At 59.7% G+C, this 18,413-nt stretch carries 14 protein-coding genes; 6 read left to right on the top strand and 8 right to left on the bottom strand.

The genetic code is table 11. From position 1 onward, the window contains the following. Positions 1–2 precede the first annotated feature (2 nt). The 6 genes from KWO_RS19990 to KWO_RS20015 all read left to right on the top strand — a co-directional run bounded on the left by KWO_RS19990 (position 3) and on the right by KWO_RS20015 (position 7,708). Entirely contained in the window at positions 3–731 is a 729-nt protein-coding gene (locus KWO_RS19990) for an SDR family oxidoreductase (RefSeq protein ID WP_010377771.1), read from the top strand. 154 nt (positions 732–885) lie between these two features. Then, positions 886–3,126, top strand: a complete 2,241-nt coding sequence (locus KWO_RS19995; protein WP_026113131.1) for a hypothetical protein — start codon at positions 886–888, stop codon at positions 3,124–3,126. A 191-nt stretch (positions 3,127–3,317) separates the two neighbouring features. After that, a complete protein-coding gene (locus KWO_RS20000; protein WP_010377766.1) occupies positions 3,318–4,262 on the top strand; it encodes an NAD-dependent epimerase/dehydratase family protein in 945 nt (314 codons plus the stop codon). A gap of 22 nt (positions 4,263–4,284) precedes the next feature. Continuing rightward, on the top strand, positions 4,285–5,571 hold the full coding sequence (locus KWO_RS20005; protein ID WP_010377764.1) for an NAD(P)/FAD-dependent oxidoreductase: 1,287 nt from the start codon (positions 4,285–4,287) through the stop codon (positions 5,569–5,571). Further along, on the top strand, positions 5,568–5,966 hold the full coding sequence (locus tag KWO_RS20010) for a GtrA family protein (RefSeq protein WP_010377761.1): 399 nt from the start codon (positions 5,568–5,570) through the stop codon (positions 5,964–5,966). Before KWO_RS20005 ends, KWO_RS20010 begins: the two co-directional genes overlap by 4 nt. Before the next feature lie 65 nt (positions 5,967–6,031). Beyond that, positions 6,032–7,708 (top strand): hypothetical protein, encoded by a 1,677-nt coding sequence (locus tag KWO_RS20015; RefSeq protein WP_026113132.1) that lies wholly within the window; start codon positions 6,032–6,034, stop codon positions 7,706–7,708. 259 nt (positions 7,709–7,967) lie between these two features. On the opposite strand, the gene KWO_RS20020 is transcribed toward KWO_RS20015, so the two are convergent. From KWO_RS20020 to KWO_RS20055, 8 genes are all read right to left on the bottom strand, one after another. Then, positions 7,968–8,819, bottom strand: a complete 852-nt coding sequence (locus KWO_RS20020) for a phytanoyl-CoA dioxygenase family protein (RefSeq protein WP_010377758.1) — start codon at positions 8,817–8,819, stop codon at positions 7,968–7,970. 49 nt (positions 8,820–8,868) lie between these two features. Continuing rightward, positions 8,869–10,071 carry a rhamnosyltransferase WsaF family glycosyltransferase gene (locus KWO_RS20025; RefSeq protein WP_017112313.1) on the bottom strand — a complete coding sequence of 401 codons (1,203 nt, stop codon included), beginning with the start codon at positions 10,069–10,071 and terminating at the stop codon, positions 8,869–8,871. Between the two features lie 58 nt (positions 10,072–10,129). Beyond that, positions 10,130–11,782 (bottom strand): glycosyltransferase family 2 protein, encoded by a 1,653-nt coding sequence (locus KWO_RS20030; RefSeq protein ID WP_017112312.1) that lies wholly within the window; start codon positions 11,780–11,782, stop codon positions 10,130–10,132. Between the two features lie 232 nt (positions 11,783–12,014). Next, complete coding sequence (locus tag KWO_RS20035) at positions 12,015–13,670, bottom strand: class I SAM-dependent methyltransferase (RefSeq protein ID WP_010377751.1); 1,656 nt, start codon at positions 13,668–13,670, stop codon at positions 12,015–12,017. Next, the gene (locus KWO_RS20040; protein ID WP_010377749.1) at positions 13,660–14,889 is read right to left on the bottom strand and encodes an ATP-binding cassette domain-containing protein; all 1,230 of its coding nucleotides are present in this window, start codon (positions 14,887–14,889) and stop codon (positions 13,660–13,662) included. The genes KWO_RS20035 and KWO_RS20040 overlap by 11 nt, the downstream gene beginning before the upstream one ends. After that, on the bottom strand, positions 14,886–15,668 hold the full coding sequence (locus tag KWO_RS20045) for an ABC transporter permease (RefSeq protein ID WP_010377747.1): 783 nt from the start codon (positions 15,666–15,668) through the stop codon (positions 14,886–14,888). The genes KWO_RS20040 and KWO_RS20045 overlap by 4 nt, the downstream gene beginning before the upstream one ends. Then, the gene (locus KWO_RS20050; protein ID WP_010377745.1) at positions 15,668–16,864 is read right to left on the bottom strand and encodes a cystathionine gamma-synthase; all 1,197 of its coding nucleotides are present in this window, start codon (positions 16,862–16,864) and stop codon (positions 15,668–15,670) included. The genes KWO_RS20045 and KWO_RS20050 overlap by 1 nt, the downstream gene beginning before the upstream one ends. 88 nt (positions 16,865–16,952) lie before the next feature. Beyond that, positions 16,953–18,323 (bottom strand): pyridoxal-phosphate dependent enzyme, encoded by a 1,371-nt coding sequence (locus KWO_RS20055; RefSeq protein ID WP_010371860.1) that lies wholly within the window; start codon positions 18,321–18,323, stop codon positions 16,953–16,955. Positions 18,324–18,413: the final 90 nt, after the last annotated feature.

Genomic DNA, 18,413 nt, shown 5'->3' on the forward strand with positions numbered 1-18,413 from the left:
ACATGCAACGCGTCCTTATTATCGGGGCCACCTCGGCCATTGCCGAAGCAACCGCCCGACGCTACGCCGCACGCGGGGCGGCCATCCATCTGCTCGGCCGCCAGGCCGCGCGCCTGCAAACAATTGCGGCCGACCTCACGACCCGCGGCGCGCGAAGCAGCATCGGCGTGCTGGATGTCAACGATAGTGCACATCATGGCGACATCCTGGATGCGGCCTGGGCTGCATTGGGCGGTGTCGATGTTGTGTTGATCGCACATGGCACGCTGCCGGATCAGGCTGCGTGTAACGCATCGGTCGAACTATCGCTGCGTGAATTTGCAACCAACGGCACCTCCACGATTGCCCTGTGCGCCGCGATTGTGCCGCGACTAACGTCGGGCGCCACGCTTGCAGTGATTTCTTCCGTGGCGGGAGACCGCGGCCGAGCCAGCAACTACCTCTATGGAAGTGCCAAGGCCGCTGTAACCGCCTACCTGAGCGGTCTGGGACAGCGCCTGCGCCCGCAAGGCATCAACGTGCTCACGATCAAGCCGGGCTTCGTCGACACCCCCATGACTGCGGCGTTCAAAAAGGGCGCACTGTGGGCAAAGCCGGACCAGATTGCCAAGGGAATCCTCAGTGCAGTGGACAAGCGGCGCGCTGTGGCGTACCTGCCTAGTTTCTGGTGGGCCATCATGCTGGTGATCAAGAACATCCCGGAATTCGTTTTTCGTAGGATCAAGCTCTGACATGAGCGGTGGACACGTTTCTGCAGGGTCGAGATCTTACATGACCCGTCGACACGCCAAGCGCTGCCTCACGGCCATCCTGTACGAACAGGAAGATACCCTAGGTGCTTTTGACGGGCTTCGCAGGATCTTCGGCTCTGCAGGACGCCGTCTCATAAACGTGGCACTGCTCATCTGCTTATTGCTTCTTGGAGGCTGCGGCTTCTATCCGGACCCTGCGTTGGGAATCGATGGCGGTTGCGCCCCGACCAACTCGCCGTTCCTGAAGCAGGATGACACCGTCGCGGGCCGTATCAGCTTCTGCGAAGGCACCGACGCCTGGGTCGGAACGCTGGAGTCGCGCCCTTACCCTCCCGGCACAAAGCACATCGAGGTCCTGCTGACCGGTTATCCGGGAAATCCCGGTGTGAGCCTCAATGCGGTCACCCGCACGGGGAAAACCGCGCGGATCGCGATTCCCGAGCAACCCCGCGAGCATTGGGAACGCTTCATGCTGGTGGTTCCCGATGACATCGCGCAGGAGGGCTACCGCATCCGGATCGACGATCAATCCCGCTCTTCTTTCGGCTGGGCCGGCCTCGGCGATTCAATCACGCAGCCCGCCGTGGACTTGGCCGGAGGCATGCTGCCGATGCTGGCCGCCGTGCTGCTGGGGAATATCTGGTTGCTCGCCGTTTGCTTGTGCCTGCCCGCAGGTGCACCTCCACGTGAGCGTCTGCTCCAGGGCCTGCTTGCTGCGGGCTGCGGCTGGTTTGCGATCTTCCTGGGCTATGTGCTCTCTGCCAAGTTAGGCAGTGCGCTGGCCCTGCTGATTCTGATACTCCCCTTCCCGCTCGCGCTGATGATCGGAAGGCGTCGACACGTCTCGCTCGCCGACATCGCCGACTTGCAGAAAGGCCTGCTCCCCGCACTCCTGCTTGTCTGCCTGGTCCTGTGGATCGGATTGTTCCCGTTCCATTGGGAGGGACAACTGGATGATGGCCCGGCATTGCGCTGGCGGCATTTCCCGACCGACGCCTGGCTGCCGATGCTGTTCGGCGACATGCTTGCACGCGGCAGGCTGGACATCCCGATGGTTGGCGACTGGCTGAGCAGCGACCGTCCTCCCCTGCAGGTTGGAATGTACCTCATGCTGTACAAGCTGCTGCCGCACAACGACGTATTGGTGTACCAGGGAATTTGCAGCTGGGCGCAGGCGCTGGTTCTGCTGCCGCTGGCTTCTCTGCTCGCGCGGTTCATGAGTAAGCGGGCGCAAGCGATGGCATTGCTCGTGCTCAGCCTGTCGGCCTTGATGTTGCTCAGCACCCTTTTCGTCTGGCCCAAGCTGCTGGCCGCGGCCTTTTCGCTCATCTACTACCTGGCGCTGTTTCCGGCCGACGGTACACCCAGGCGCTGGGGGCAGGCGGGCGTCGCCGCAGCGCTGGCCATGCTGTCGCATGGCGGCGCGCTGTTCTTCACCGTCGGCGTCGCCCTCGTACACCTGTGCTGGTACAAACGCCAAGGCCTGGCAATGCTGCTGCGGACCGGGCCGCTCGCCGCCGCGCTCTACCTTCCATGGGTGGCCTATCAGCGGCTTGTCGATCCTCCAGGCGACCGGCTTATCAAGTGGCACTTTGCCGACAAGATCGACGTCAGCGACGAGAGCGCCGCGCAGGCGATTCTCCACGCCTATTCCCAGATCACGCCCGGCGAATGGCTGACCGCACGCCTGCAGAATCTCGGCGTGGTCGTCAAAGGCACACTCTCGGCACCGTATGACGCGTGGAGGATGGCGACGCGACAGGATCCCGCATTCCTTTCCCGTTTTATCGAGGACGACTTCTACCACATGTTCCATTCGATGTGGTTTGCCTCGCCCCTGTTGCTGGTCCCTTGCATTGCCGTGATGTATTTGCGCGACCGCCGTCGAGACACTCAACCGCTCAAGAAGCTGTTGCAGGCACTGACGTCTTTTGCCGTGGTCACCCTGGTGTGGGTGATCGCCATTTTCAAGGGAGGGGTAACGACGACGCACATCGGCGCCTACGCGTCTGTACTGCTGCTGCAGCTCGCCATCCTGGCCGCCATATGGCGCACCAGTGCTCCTCTTTTCTATGCGATCTGCGTGGCCAACGTCACCGTGTCTTTGTCAGCCTATGTGTTTGATCGGCAGTTCCTCCCCGGCTTGCAGTCGGCCTACGTACTGGTGAGCGCCTTGCTGTGCGGCGGGCTGGCATTGGCAACCCTGATCGCCACAGAGAGTTGCTTCGCAAGGGCGGCACACCTGCCATCGGAAGCGCATTCCGATGGCGAGGAAGCACCGGAGGCTTTTACGCAGAGTTCGGTCGTCGGCGCCTCCCTCCTTGAGATACAGGAGCCCTCCGATTACTCGGGCAAAGAGCAGGTTTCTGTATGATTTTGGACGTGCCCGTCCTGCAATTGCGCAGACCTCCTGCACTGTTGCGATCAGAATGTCGCTGATGACCCGCAGCGATCGGCGAAAATTCTTCGCTTTCTTTCACAAACAAGCATCGACGGCGGCTCGACTAGCCACTTGCATTGCGCCGACGCACCTTGACTCCATTCATCCGCTTTCGAGTTTGATTCATGGCACAGAAGAATGACAAGATTGTCCTGACCGGCGCTGCAGGGCTGGTGGGGCAGAACCTGATCGTCGAACTGAAGCGACAGGGCTATACCCGGCTGGTAGCCATCGATAAGCACGCGCACAATCTCGACATCCTGCGAGGCTTGCATGCGGATGTGGAGACGATCCTTGCGGATCTGACCGAGCCGGGCGAATGGAGCAAGGCGTTTGAAGGCGCTCAGCTCGTTGTGCAGTTGCACGCGCAGATCACCGGCAAGACCACCGACCTGTTCACCCGCAACAACCTGACCGCGACGGCGCACGTGCTCGATGCCTGCCGCGCGGCAAACGTGTCTTACATGGTGCACATCAGCTCCTCGGTGGTCAACTCGGTGGCCAAGGACGACTACACCAACACCAAGCGCGCACAGGAAGAGATGGTGGTCGCCAGCGGCCTGCGCCACTGCGTGCTGCGCCCGACCCTGATGTTCGGCTGGTTCGATCCCAAGCACCTGGGCTGGCTGTCGCGCTTCATGGCAAAGACGCCGGTGTTCCCGATTCCGGGCGACGGCCGGTTCATGCGCCAGCCGCTGTACGAACGCGACTTCTGCCGCTGCATCGCCACCTGCATCGAACGCGAGCCCGAGGGTCAGGTCTACGACATCGTCGGCGACACCCGTGTGGACTACGTCGATATCATCAAGACGATCAAGCGGGTCAAGAAACTGCACACCTTGATCGTGCATATCCCGATCGGCTTCTTCGCCTTCCTGCTGCGTGTGTATTCGCTCTTCAGTTCCAAGCCGCCGTTCACCGCCGACCAGTTGAAGGCGCTGAGCGCCGGCGACGACTTCAAGGGCGTCGATACCGAAGCGGTGTTCGGCGTACGCCAGACGCCGTTCGAAGACGCCATCCGCGAAAGCTATACCGACCCGCGCTACAGCCACATCGTGCTCAAGCGCTGAACCGTCATACGAGACTAGAACCATGAGTAGATTCGCGATCGTCGGCAGCGGCCCCATGGGCCTGATGGCTGCCATGGAACTGTTGAAAAAGGGCCACCAGGTCGACGTCTACGAACGCGACGACCGCATCGGCGGCATGTCTGCGGACTTCGATTTCGACGGCCTGCGCATCGAGCGTTACTACCACTTCATCTGCAAGACCGATTTCCCGCTGTTCAAGCTGCTCGAGGACCTGCAGCTGTCCGACCGCCTGCACTGGACGGACACCAAGATGGGGTACTACTACCAGGGCAAGCTGCACAAGTGGGGAACGCCGTTCGCGCTGCTCGGCTTCCCGCACCTGGGGCTGGTCGACAAGATCCGCTACGCTTTGCACGTCATGCACACCAAGGGCATCAGCGACTGGACTGCGCTGGACAAGGAAAATGCTCGTGACTGGATCACCCGCTGGATCGGCCCCCAGGCTTACAAGGTGATGTGGGAGAAGGCCTTCGCGCTGAAGTTCTTCGAGTACCAGAACGACCTGTCCGCCTCGTGGATCGGCACCCGCATCAAGCGCGTGGCCCTGTCGCGGCGCAACCTGTTCAACGAAAGCATGGGCTATCTGGAGGGCGGTTCGGCCGTGCTGCTGCAACGCATGGCCGCGGAAGTCACGCGCCTGGGCGGACGCATCCTGCTGTCGCAGCCCATCGAGGAAGTCGCCTCGGTCGACGGCAAGGTCGCCGGCATCCGCACCCGCGATGGCCATCATGCCTACGACGGCGTGGTGTCGACGGCACCGATCCAGTACGTACCTGGCATGGTCCCCGGCCTGCCCAAGACCTTCGCCGACCAGGTCGCCGCGATCGAGAACATCCCGGTCGCCTGCGTGATCCTGAAGCTGTCCAAGCCGGTCAGCGAGAACTTCTGGATAAACATCAGCGACGACTGCATCGCCATTCCCGGCCTGATCGAGTACAGCAACCTCAATCCCGGCAAAGGCCCGGGCGAACATATCGTGTACGCGCCCTATTACATGCCCAAGACTCATCCGAAGTGGCAGTGGAGCAATCAGCAACTGATCGACGAAGTCGTCAGCTACCTTCAGATGATTAACCCGGACTTCAAGCCGGAGTGGATTCGCGCCACTCACTGCCATCGCTACGAGTATGCGCAGACCATCTGCCCGCCGGGCTTCCAGGACATGCTGCCGCCGATGAAGACGCCGCTGCAAGGCTTCTACATGGCGGATACGGCGTATTACTACCCGGAGGATCGCTCGATCAACGAGAGCATCGCTGTCGGAGCCAAGCTGGTGGCTGATCTGTGATCGATCAGAAGTTCTTCAAGTTCCTGGTGGCGGGCGGTCTTGCGGCGCTCGTCAATTTTGGATCGAGAATCCTGCTGAACGAGTTTATGCCGTATGCGCAGGCCATCATCATTGCCTACTGCATCGGCATGCTGACTGCCTTTTTGCTGAACCGACTTTTCGTATTCAAGGAATCCAGCAACCACATCCACCAGCAGGCAGCTTGGTTCATCCTCATCAACGTGGCTGCAGCACTGCAGACGCTGCTAATCAGTTTGCTTTTCGCCAAGATTATCTTTCCGAAAATGCAGATGAACTTTTATCCTCAGGCCGTTGCTCATGCGATAGGCGTCATTGCCCCGGTTGCAATCAGCTATCTGGGCCACAAGCATTTCACTTTTCGGGGGCATCGATGAATCAGGCAGCTCAACAGGGCGCGCCATCACGGCTGCGCGACAGGACGCTGGCTGCGTTCACATTGATGGTGTCGCAGCCCGCGCTTGCGGCGATCGCCGCATTGGCCGCTCTTTATGCGCTATTGGCCGTAGTGGGTGGAATTCTCACGTTCAGCCCCGTCCCGTTCTGGGACATGTGGGATGGCGGACTGGGATTTTATGTCCGTCAGATGACCGATGTCTCGCAGTGGTGGGCGCAGCACAACGAACATCGCATCGTGCTGTCAAGAATCCTTTTCTTCCTCGACTATCGCTATTTCGATAGCAATGGCGCCGTACTGGTTGTTATCAACTACCTGCTTGCGTGCTCGACCTTTGGGCTACTCGCTTGGTGCGCCCTGCAACGCGACGCAAGTCGGAGACGGGATGGGCGCATGATCGCAGCCTTCATCTTGTGCTGTGCACTGCTGTGGACCCAAAGCAACAATCTGACATGGGCATTCCAGAGTCAGTTCTTCCTCGCGAATCTACTGCCCCTGCTCGCCCTGGTGTTGCTGCATGCCTCATGCCGCACGCGCATTCGCGGAAATGCCATCGTGTTCCTGGGAGCCCTGACCGTGGCCGCAATGGCCGCCGTCAGCATGGCAAATGGTGTATTGGCGGGGGGCGTCGTCGCTGCCGCCTGCCTGCTGGGGCGCCAAAGCTGGCGTCGCAATCTGCTGGCCTGGGCCGTGGCGATTGCCGTTCCGGCATTGTACTTCCACCATTACACGGCGCCCGCCGGACATGGCTCGATCCTCACATCGCTTCGGACTGAGCCGCTCGAAGTCATCAAGTTCTTCTTCGCGTACATCGGCAGCCCATTCGCCCACTTGGACGCGAGTGGCTCGCTCCATCTCGGCTGGGCCATCCTCGCCGGTGTTGTGCTATTGACCGCAGGAGCGATCCTGTCCTGGCGCACGATATTCAAGCGCCATGACACGGTTGATGTCGATCTTGTCGTCACCCTTTTCCTTGGATACCTCGTCGCCTCCGCATTTGCGACGGCGGGTAGCCGAGCGCTATTTGGCCTCGATGCCGCCGTGGCGAGTCGCTACACGACACCTGGCCTATTGGTGCTTGGTTGCGTCCTGATCTTGGCATCACGAAACTTCTTTCGCGATCGCGCGCTGACCATGCCTTATCAGATCGGCCTGGCGCTGATGGCGCTCGCTTTCCTGCCTTCGCAGTTGACAGCGACGCGTCCGCAACCCTATCTGGACTTCGAGTGGCGCTTCGCCGCCCTGGCGCTCGAATTGGGAGTCAAGGATGAAAAGCAGATCGGGTGGATTTTCCCCGACGCAGCTTGGGCACAGAAAATCGCCGAGCCTGCAGCGAACATGGGTATCGGCATATTCGCGAAGCCCGGGATTTACGATGCGAAACTCACCTTAGGCGGCAGCTATCCCACGTTACCGCTGCAGACCTGTAGCTTGGCGGGGCTGGAAAGCGAGGCTGTGGATGCGTCGACGAACGATTGGATCCCCTTGAAGGGCGGACTGATGAATTCCATCCTGCCTCGGAAGATATCCACCGTATTGCTGGTGGACGCAAACAACACCATCGTGGGTCGAGGCCTGCTGGCCGAGCCCAAACAGGATAGTCGAGGCGCTCCCTTCGGCGCTCCCTTCAAGGCCTACCTGATGGGACGCGCGCAATCATCCGTTTACAAGATCGTAATACCGGGGTTTTGCGCAACCACAGTCGCTCCCAAAAGCCCATAAGATTTTAGAAGTTGGACCTGGGCGGGCACAGCATCATTGCCATGGCCCGCTCGTTCCATAGGTCGGCCAGGGGCTTCTCCAAACTTTATGCTCCAACATCGCGACGGTGTCGCCTGGATCTCGCAGTAGCCCGGGGCCGGGGAAACTGCGACATTGGGATCGCGGCGCTCACCAAGGCGATCATGTGCAGCTGCCAGGGAGCAACTGGTGTAACTCACTGCCTCCAGCCAGCTGAGCCACTACCACTGACGTAGTGGCGCTAGCTATTTGGTGCGAACATCGGGCGCTCAAGCTGGAGCATGAGTCGACCACGGGTCATCGGCACCTTACGGATGTCCTTCGACGCGAAAAGACGTACGCCAAAAAACTCTTCGATGCCATACATGGTCTCCCGTTCGGGCGCACAGTGGAACACCATGCTCTTACGGGTCATACCAGCCGAAAGAATGGGGGTTCCCCCGTGAGGAAGCTCGGGATGCCAAATGAAGCAATCGCCCTTCTTGATCAGCGCAATTTCCGGCTTGATGCCTCGCTTGTGCACTTCCTCAGCCACGCGTCCAATGTAGTGGTTGAACGCCTCGCCCAATTGATCGGCACCAGTGGCCTGAATGGATTCGATCTCGATCAGATGGCCACCGGGATAGTATTGGAGCGGCCCTGCTTCGGCGTGCACATCCTCTAGCGCAAACCAGATGCCAGCAAAAATGTTGTGAGGACGCGTATGGAAAAATGGCGTATCGCGGTGGAGTGTCTGTTCGCTCGACTGTTCGAAGAAAAGAGAGGTCGCAACAAACGCTCGGTCGCCAAAGAACGCATCAAGGGTTTTCATCACCACAGGCTTCGCAATGGCAGCACGCGCCCTGTCGCTCACGAGGTGCATGTTGGTCAGGCGCGAATGACGCCCTGTCCCCATGACATGCTTATCCGCCTCCTGGCGGTGTTTCGCCACGTAGCGCGTGAAGTCGTCACAAATGGCATCGCATTCTTTGTCAGACAAGACCCCTGGCAAATGCGCATAGCCATGCTCATGCAGGGAGCTGACTGCGGCAACTGCGGCGGCGTCGCTTTCCGACGACCCGCACTCACTGTGCAACATCTTAAAAAACTTCATCACTGCGCCCCTGTATCGTAACAAACCACTCAACCCTTAACGACAACGCCTACACCCGGTCAACCTGGTTTGCACCCCACAGTATCGCCGCCTCATCCACCATCCCGGAGAATGCATCGCGCCCTTGGCACACATAGGCATTGTCCAAGGCCGCCAATCGCCCCGAAAGCATCTGCCTCGATTCGCAGACATCGATCTGTCGACTCAGCTCGGCAGCAATAGCCTCAGGTGTCATCGTCTCCAACGACACGATGTTTGCATGGCTTGATGACAAATCCTTGTTGGCGAACCGATTGGTAATCACCGACATACCGAATGCATCCATCTCCAACGGCGGATAGCTGGGATGGGGGGAAACCATCAATGAGATTCCGAGCGACGACGTAGAAAGCAGCTCGGCATACTGATCGATCGAAAGTTTGCCCAGCGCCTGCAGGACGAACGGCCCGAGATCGACGTCTGAATCCAGCTCGCCGACCGCGAGAACACGCCAGTCGGCACAGCGTGAGTCTGCCCAACCCCACTTCCTCAAGCCCTCGCACAGGAGCTCAAACGCATTACGAGGCGTACCCGGACGCGCGTACGTGAGGATCACGCGCTGGCGTGGCGTCTGCTGCGTTGAACGCACACGCTCCAGCGCCGCTTTCAGTCCATCATGAAGCACCGGTTCGAACGTCACCGCCCGCTGATAGTCGAATCCTTGGCACGCGAAATAGTCCCGCAGAAGCGACGTATTGAAAATTGCGATATCGCGATCTTTGCGGTACGTACTCATCGCGAGTGCCGACTGGCTGGACCATGCATAGAATCCCGGCTCATAGTCCTGGATCAGGTACATCACAGGTCGGTCACTTGCCTGCATCGCCGATTGCCAGGTCGCAAGACGTTGAGCCGAATAAGCCGTCCACCACGCGGTCGCCAACCAATGATCACCCGCAGCGACCGGCAACGTCTGCCCATACCTATCATTGAATGCAACGATCTGACGCGGCGCCTCGCTTTCCTCCCCGCAGTTGACGAGTTGGTGATCCCCAAACCTCGCCAGCGCCTCATCGTCGGGTGCCGAGTCGACAAGGATGATCCGCGACTCATCGAAGTAGCGGCAGAGTTCACGATAGATGAGGACCGCGGTGTGAATGCCACCGAAGTAATGCTGCTTGTTGATGGAAGGCAGTATCAAATTAAGCCTGCGATCATGCCGCTCCTCCGCCCTGGGTTCACAAGGCGTGATCTCTCCGACGCTCGTGCGCACTGGGTCGGATGCGACAACTGCTGTCCTCAACCCACGTGCGGCGCGCCGTAGCAAACGATCAAGCATCTGCCTGCGCTCCTCGCAAGGCCGGCGACGGCGACATGTAATCCAGGTTCGGGCTGTAGAACGGATCTCCGGATTCACGATAAGGCGAATAGGCCTGCGCCGATCGCACGAAATCACTCTCTGGAATTACGCGCGGATCTCGCGTCTTGGATTCGTGGTGGATAAGGATCGCCTCCGGCACATACACGGTGCGCTTGCCATTCGCTATGGCACGAAGGCACAGTTCCACGTCGCTACCGCAGACGACGAATGACTCGTCGAATCCGCCAATGGCATCGAAGTTAGCGCGCGAGATGGCGACACACGCCCCTGTCACCGCCAGTACTTCGCGGCGCAGAATCGGCGATACAAACAGGTGCTGGTGGTGGATCGGCTGCTGCCCCTTGAACACGTGATCGGCCCAGCCCCCCATGCCGACAACCACGCCCGCATGCTGGATGCTGCCATCTGCATACAGGAGCAATGCGCCACATGCGCCGACATCCGGCCTGAGCGCGTTTTCCACCAAACGTTGCAGCCAATCCGCTGAAGCGACTTCGGTGTCATTGTTCAGGAATACGAGCACTTCGCCCTCGGCGCTCGCCGCGGCAAGGTTATTGAGCGCAGACCAGTTGAACGGCACATCCGCCTGCAGCACGCGAAACCACGGCTCGTTGGACATCGCATCAAGCCATTCGAGCGTGGCAGGGTCCTTAGACCCGTTATCGACAACGATTATTTCGAAATTCGCGTAATCGGTTCTTCCCTGGATCGACTCGATGCATGGCCGCAACAGATCGAGCCCGTCCCGAGTCGGGATGATGATGCTCGCCTTCGGCGCATGCTGTGCGTAGGGGTAGCGCACGTCATAACAGAACAAGTGCGGACCGTCCTCCACCTGGGCGCCGGGATAGACCGCATCCACATGGTACTGAATCGCACGCTTGCCCGAATCATGCGCATATGGCTTTGAATCGGCGTTCGCGGCGGTGGAGCCTGCGTGCATGCGCCAGTGATACAGCACGCGCGGAACATGCCCAACCTTGGCTCCTTCCGCCACGCAACGCAGCACCAAATCATAGTCCTGCGAACCGTCGCACTCGCTACGCGTCAAGCCTACTCGCTTGATGAGATCGTGTTCGAAACTGACCAGGTGTCCCAGGTACATCTGCGCCAGGAACAAGTCGTAGTTCCAATCCGGCTTGAAGTACGGATTACGCAACCGGCCATCCTCACCCAACATGTCGTGGTCGGTATAGACGACCGCGCTTCCTGTCTTGATATGGCAATCCACTACCGCCGCCAACGCATTGCAGTCGAGCACGTCGTCGTGATCGAGGAACGTCACCCACCTTCCGCGGGCTGACGCAAGTGCTGCATTGGTGGTGGCCGCGATGCCCGAGCGCGTTTCCGACCGAGTGACCCACAGGTTGGGGATGTGCTTCTTGAACTCGGCCAGTATACGGCCCACGTGGGGCTCGTTGGACGCGTCGTCATGGATGCAAATTTCCCAGTTCTGGTAGGTTTGCGTGCGCACGCTCTCGATCGCTTCCCTGAGGAATAGCTCGGGCGTATTGCAGACAGGGATGATGACGCTGATCATCCCGCTGTCAGCGGAAACTTCCAGCTGCGGCAATGCGGCGTGCCAACTTTCGTAGGCATCCAAAGACACCTGTGGTGCGGGGGCCGATCCGCCAGAAGCATATGCCGCCATCCGCCTCGCGAAGTGCCGGGGCCCCTTTGCGCCCTCACGAAGACAGGCGCGCACGAGTTGAAAAGAGGATATCCCCTGCAGACGAGCACGACGCCACGCCCAGAGCAGCGCGCTAAGCAGGGCGCGAATTTGCCGAACTACCATGAAACCCCCCATCTCCAATACATCAAATCAATTTGGCGCTTCAATTGGCCAATAAGCGGCCAAGCATAAACGCCGCGGTCATTGCCACACACAAGGCGGTCACGCCGTATCCTATCGCCTTCAACTTGAAGCTCTTTATCGCTGCCGCGTGCTGGCGAGATTGTTCCTGCTGTGCCAAAACCGCTGCCATCAGCTTGGCTTCCAGACGTGCATGCAGATCGCACATCTCGGTTTCGACGGCCTCTCGGAGGGATTCGGAAGTATCGCGCGCAAGCAATGCCCCCCCGATCTCTTCGTCTCTGCTACGAACGGCATCCACAGAAGCACTGAGCGCCTCTTTCGTTTCCATCAATTCCCGGCGCAGCTCTTCGAGCGACTCCGGCGCAAGGGCGTGATTGCGCTGCGCCTGAGAAGTTTCGTCGCTCGCCTCGGCGACAGAAAGTTCTTGCTCTCTTTGTTCCAACTGATGCGCTAATGCCATCCGGCCCTGTTCGGCCTCCGCTGCCTTCTGTTCCGACAATCTCAGCAGCTCGGCGGTCGACTGCCATTCCCCCACAGCGACCCGCAAGTCCTCGTCCTTTTGGCGACAGGCATCTATTGTCTGCCTCCACCCTTCGGATGCATTCAAAGCGTCTTGCTGCGCGCGCTTGAATAGGGCGACCGTCTGCTCCCATTCGTGCTTGATTTCTTTGATCTGGGCCTGTAACCCCGCATTAGCTTCGGCTGTGGACTTCCATTCCGAAATGACTTTCGCAACATCTGCTTCTGCGGTCTCCAGCCGCTGGATCGTCGCGCTCCACTCCCGTGTCGCCACCTCCAGATCCTTCGCATGGCTCTTGGCAACGTCGGCGGTAGCGGCCCATTCCAGTTCTGAATTGAGCGTGCGGAGCGCGAGCTCTCTCAGGCCAGACGCCAACTGTTCCAGCAAACCTACGGCTTGATCATCCGAGGCGCCACGGGAGACCCACCAATCGCGCAGTTCCTGGGCCTTTTCCGCATTGCGAAGCCCGACGAAATAGGTTCGGTAACATGGTCCAACGCAATCGCCAGCGAACACCCGCGTGTTGTAGAGCCTGTCTGCAGCTGTTGAAAGGCCTTCTAGTTCGGGAAACTTCACCTTCATGAAGTGAACGCCCATTAGGCTTTCCCACAACGTCGCGCATCCCTGCGTCAGCACGACTACGTGCAATCCCTGACTTTCCAGGATGGAAACCACTTCTGCGGCATTCACGAGCCCGTAATCACGATGCTCCTGCAGCCACTCGTAGTCGTGGCCAAAAAGCTCTTTCCAACGATCATTGGCGGCCGCGTCGGCCTGAACCACCCACTCTTCATCCGTAGGACAGCCAATGACCAAGGCATCCCCGGCGACGCGCCCCATTTCCGACACGGCCGCTGCACGGAGTTCGCGAGGGATATGTTCAAGCACATCAAGTGACACAACGGCGCCATATTCGCCTGATTGGAAAGGCAGCGCAGTGGCGTCGGCTACGACGAAATCCTGCTCATCCCCTTCCACACGTATGTCGGTATACAGCAGGCTTGACTTCGGCAGAAATTCACCCAGCAACCGCTGCCTGTTCGCACCGACTTCGAGTATCCGGCAATCGCCGCAGCCCAGCGTGCTCAATATCGCAGAAGCCGCGCCGTAGCGCTGGTAATGATCAAACGCGATGGCTTGGAGATCAACGCCCATGGACACGCCACTCATGAGAAATATAGACCAGCCCCTCGCTGAAGTACGGCGCAGCGACGGTGAACTCATTTACCGAAGACAGGTAATCCAAGCACACCAGGCCCTTGTCAGTAAAAAGACCGACATCGATGCGATATGTGCCTGTCAACAACGGCATGGAAGGAATGTGGTACGTAATACCGTGAGTTCCACGGCTAGCAGGAATATCGATCTGCTCAAGATGCGTATTCGGGCCAAAGATGTGCTGACCATCCAGGCCTTTTATTGCAACGCCCAAGAGCAAGCCCTCGATCATGTCGTCATTGACCGCGTATTCGATCTCGACTGTCAAAGGTTCAAAGGGCGCCAACATGTCGGTAGACATCGTTGTACGCTCGATGTGAGCGGGAACCGAATCTCGTTTTGCAGGAGCCTTTTCCGCAACGGGATTCGCTTCGCCTGACGGGGGCGCCAGTCGCCCCAGTTCGTAGTCCCGAAACCGGTCCGCGACAAAACTCGCCTCGCCATGCAATTTCACGTGCCCCTGCTCGAGCCAGATTGCGGTTTGGCAGAACCGCTTCACCTGCTCCAGCGAATGCGAGACAAACAGGACGGTGGCTCCACGCGCGCGGATCTGCTCGATTCGCGCCAGACACTTCATCTGAAAGCGGATATCACCCACAGACAGTGCCTCGTCAATGATCAGCACGTCAGGCTCTGTGTGAATGGCGACGGAAAAAGCCAGCCGCACGTACATGCCGCTGGAATAGGTTTTGACCGGGCGGTCGATGAATTCACCGATATCGGCGAACTCAATGATCTTGTCCAGGCTTTGATCGACTTCCGCATGGGTCAGGCCAAGCAGAGACGCGCTGAGATAGACGTTCTCACGGCCGCTGAAGTCAGGGTTGAAGCCGGCCCCCAACTCCAGCAGTGCCGCAAAACGCCCCCGTATGCGGACGGTGCCCTTGGTCGGCGAAAGCGTGCCGCACAGGATCTGTAGAAGGGTCGATTTTCCGGCACCGTTCCGCCCGATGATGCCGACGGTTTCGCCCCTTGGTACAAGGAGGGTCACATCCTCCAGCGCACGAAAGTTGTGGGATGCACGATCACTCGATGGGCGCAACAACGAGAATAGACGCTTGAGAGGATGCCCATAGACTGGGTAGTCCTTGGTAACTCCTCGCATTTCAAGCGCAAGCTTGTTGTCTGGAATTTGGGGAAGCGCAGTGCTAGTCATAGGACGTCCGCAAAACCTCGTGATAGACGCTTGAAAAGCGCGTACGCCAGCAGCGCAGCGATGATGGAAATTACGAAATGATTTCCAAGCGACACCAAATCCAGCGCTTCATGGCCCAATGTTGCTGCACGCAACTGACTGATCGGCGTGACCAAGGGATTGAACGCAATAAGACCTGAGACAGACGCCGGCATGGCGCTGGGCGGGAAGAAAATCGGGCTCAAGAAAAGCAGAACGCTGCTCAGAATGCCGACGAACTGACCTACGTCACGCAGATAGACGCCGAGCGCTGACAGTATCCAGCCGATCGCAAGCAGCATCGGGACCATTTCAAGCAGGATGACAGGCGCCAACAGCGCCTTTGCAGACGGCGCCTCGGAAAGAAATGCCTGAGCCATCAACAGGATAAGTAGGCTGATCGCCGCCGTGACCAAGCCACCCGCCACCTTGACAACTACGAGCATGGGAAGCGGGAAGACCACCTTTTTCACGAAGTTCGGCTGCCCAACCACCAGCGTCGGCGACGTGATAAGCACTTCGGAAAGAAACGAAAACGGGATCAACCCCGCGAAGAGCATCAAGGCAAAATCGCCCGAATTCTGCGCACCAGCCCATCGGGCCTTGAAAATGCCGCTGAACACCAGCGTGTAGACGCACAGCATCAGGATTGGGAGAAGAACCAGCCAAAGCGCGCCGAGAACCGTCGTTTTATACTTTAATGCAAGTTCGCGCGCGAGCAATTGACGAAACAAGAAAATCAGATTTGCATGGCTCTGCATTACCCTTCATCTCCCGCCAAAGCAGCCTGCAAATCCGTACGCAAATCCCCCACATCCTCAATCCCCACACTCAGCCGCACCAGCGCATCGCTGATACCAAGCTGTTCACGGCGGGCAACCGGAATGGAGGCGTGCGTCATGACGGCAGGATGGTTCACCAGGCTTTCCACGCCACCAAGCGATTCGGCGAGGGTGAACAGTTCGGTCTTTTCGCAGAAACGCTTGGCTGCGTCGAAACCGCCCTTGAGCACAATGGAGACGATGCCGCCGAAGCCGGACATCTGGCGTTTTGCGAGCGCGTGCTGCGGGTGCGAGGCCAGGCCTGGGTAAATTACTTTTTCAATGGCGGGGTGCGTTTCCAGCCATTGCGCAAGCGCCAGGGCGTTGTCGCAGTGCGCGCGCATGCGCAGCGGCAGGGTCTTGAGACCGCGCAAGGCGAGGAAGCTGTCGAACGGGCCTTGTACGCCACCGATGGAGTTCTGCAGGAAGGCCATTTGCTCGGCGAGCTCGGCGTTGTCGCCGACCACGGCAATGCCGCCGACCATGTCCGAGTGGCCGTTGAGGTACTTGGTGGCCGAGTGCACGACGATGTCGGCGCCCAGCTCCAGCGGGCGCTGCAGCATCGGCGAGGCAAAGGTATTGTCGACCACGATCAGCAGGCCGTGCTTGCGCGCGATTGCGGCAATGGCGGCGATGTCGACCAGCTTGAGCATGGGGTTGGTCGGGGTTTCGATCCACACCATCTTGGTGTCGGGGCGGATCGCAGCCTCAAACGCGGACGGGTCGGTCAGGTCGACAAAGCTGAAATCCAGGCCGGCGGTGCGGCGACGCACACGCTCGAACAGGCGGAAGGTGCCGCCGTACAAGTCGTCCATCGCCACAACGTGGCTGCCGGCGTCCAGCAATTCCATCACCGTGGAAGTCGCCGCCATGCCGGAGGCGAACGCGAATGCACGCGTGCCGCCTTCCAGCGCGGCAACGCACCGCTCGTAGGCGAAGCGTGTGGGGTTGTGGGTGCGCGAATATTCGAAGCCCTGGTGCTCGCCAGGACTGGATTGCGCATAGGTGGACGTCGCGTAGATCGGCGGCATCACTGCGCCGGTGCTCGGATCTGGCGACTGCCCTCCATGGATCGCCAGCGTTGCAAGCGACAGCGCGCGCGCGCCGTCATGGCTATGAGTAGTGCGATTGGACATGGAGGTTCCCGAAAAAGTGGGCGATTGTAACAAGCAGGTCTGAATGGCCCGTGCCACGCGTCTCATCCGAGCGCGCGGCGGTGCGGGGTCACTGCACGCGGCGGCGCAGGTAATTGAGCAGGTCGATGCGGGTGATCAGGCCAAGGAACTGATTGCCGTCCATGACGATGGCGACCTGGCCGCGGTCGAACACCGGCAGCAGCGCTTCGATCGGCGATGCGACGTCCAGACGATCCAGCTTGCTGACCATGGCAGTGGAAATCGGGTCGCGGAAGCGCGCCTCGTCGCCATACACATGCAGCAGCACGTCGCTTTCGTCCACGATGCCCACCAGTTCGCCGTCGTCGATCACCGGCAACTGCGAGACGTCGTACAACTTCATGCGCTGGTAGGCGGTGGTCAGCAGATCCTTCGGGCCCACCACCACGGTGTCGCGCTTGTTGTACGGGCGCAGGATCAGGTCGCGCAGATCGCCGTGTTGCGGGCGCTCCAGGAAGCCGTTGTCGAGCATCCAGTAGTCGTTGTACATCTTGGACAGATACTTGTTGCCGGTATCGCAGACGAACACCAGCACGCGCTTGGGCGTGGTCTGCTCGCGGCAGTACTTCAGCGCCGCAGCCAGCAGGGTGCCGGTGGACGAGCCACCGAGGATGCCCTCTTTGGCCAGCAATTCGCGTGCGGTGTGGAAGCTTTCCGCATCACTGATGGAATAGGCCTTTCTGACGCGCGAGAAGTCGGAGATATCTGGCAAAAAGTCTTCGCCAATGCCTTCGACCAGCCAGCTGCCGGACTTTTCGCTGACCGTACCTTCTTCGATGTACTGGGTCAGGATCGAGCCGACCGGGTCGGCCAGCACCAGTTCGGTGTGCGGCGAGGCACTGGCGAAGGCGCGCGACAGGCCGGTCATGGTGCCGGAGCTGCCGCAGCCGAACACGATGGCGTCCAGTTGGCCATCCATCTGCGCCAGGATCTCCGGGCCGGTGCCGAATTCGTGCGCGGCCGGGTTGTCCGGGTTGCCGAACTGGTTGATGAAGTAGGCCCCCGGCGTTTCGGCAGCAATCTTGGCGGCCAGGTCCTGGTAGTACTCCGGGTGGCCCTTGGCCACGTCCGAGCGGGTCAACACCACGTTGGCGCCCATGGCCTTGAGATTGAAGATCTTCTCGCGGCTCATCTTGTCCGGCACCACCAGGATCAGCTGGTAGCCCTTCTGCTGCGCAACCAGGGCCAGGCCCAGACCCGTGTTGCCGGCAGTGCCCTCCACCAGAGTAGCGCCGGGCTTGAGATCGCCGCGCTGTTCGGCCGCTTCGATCATCGACAGACCGATGCGGTCCTTGATCGATCCGCCAGGATTATTCGCCTCCAGCTTGAGGAACAGCTCGCAGACGCCGGTGTCCAGGCGCTGGGCCTTGACGATCGGCGTGTTGCCAATCAGTTCGAGTACGGAGGAATGAATCGCCATCGGGATATCGTCGCTGCGCCACGCGGGCTAGACCGGTCATTATCCGACGAACAGCTGGGGAATGCTCATTCAGCCTTGAAACGATTGCGC

The organism is Xanthomonas vasicola pv. musacearum NCPPB 4379, from assembly GCF_000277895.2.
Taxonomy (GTDB): Bacteria; Pseudomonadota; Gammaproteobacteria; order Xanthomonadales; family Xanthomonadaceae; genus Xanthomonas; species Xanthomonas vasicola.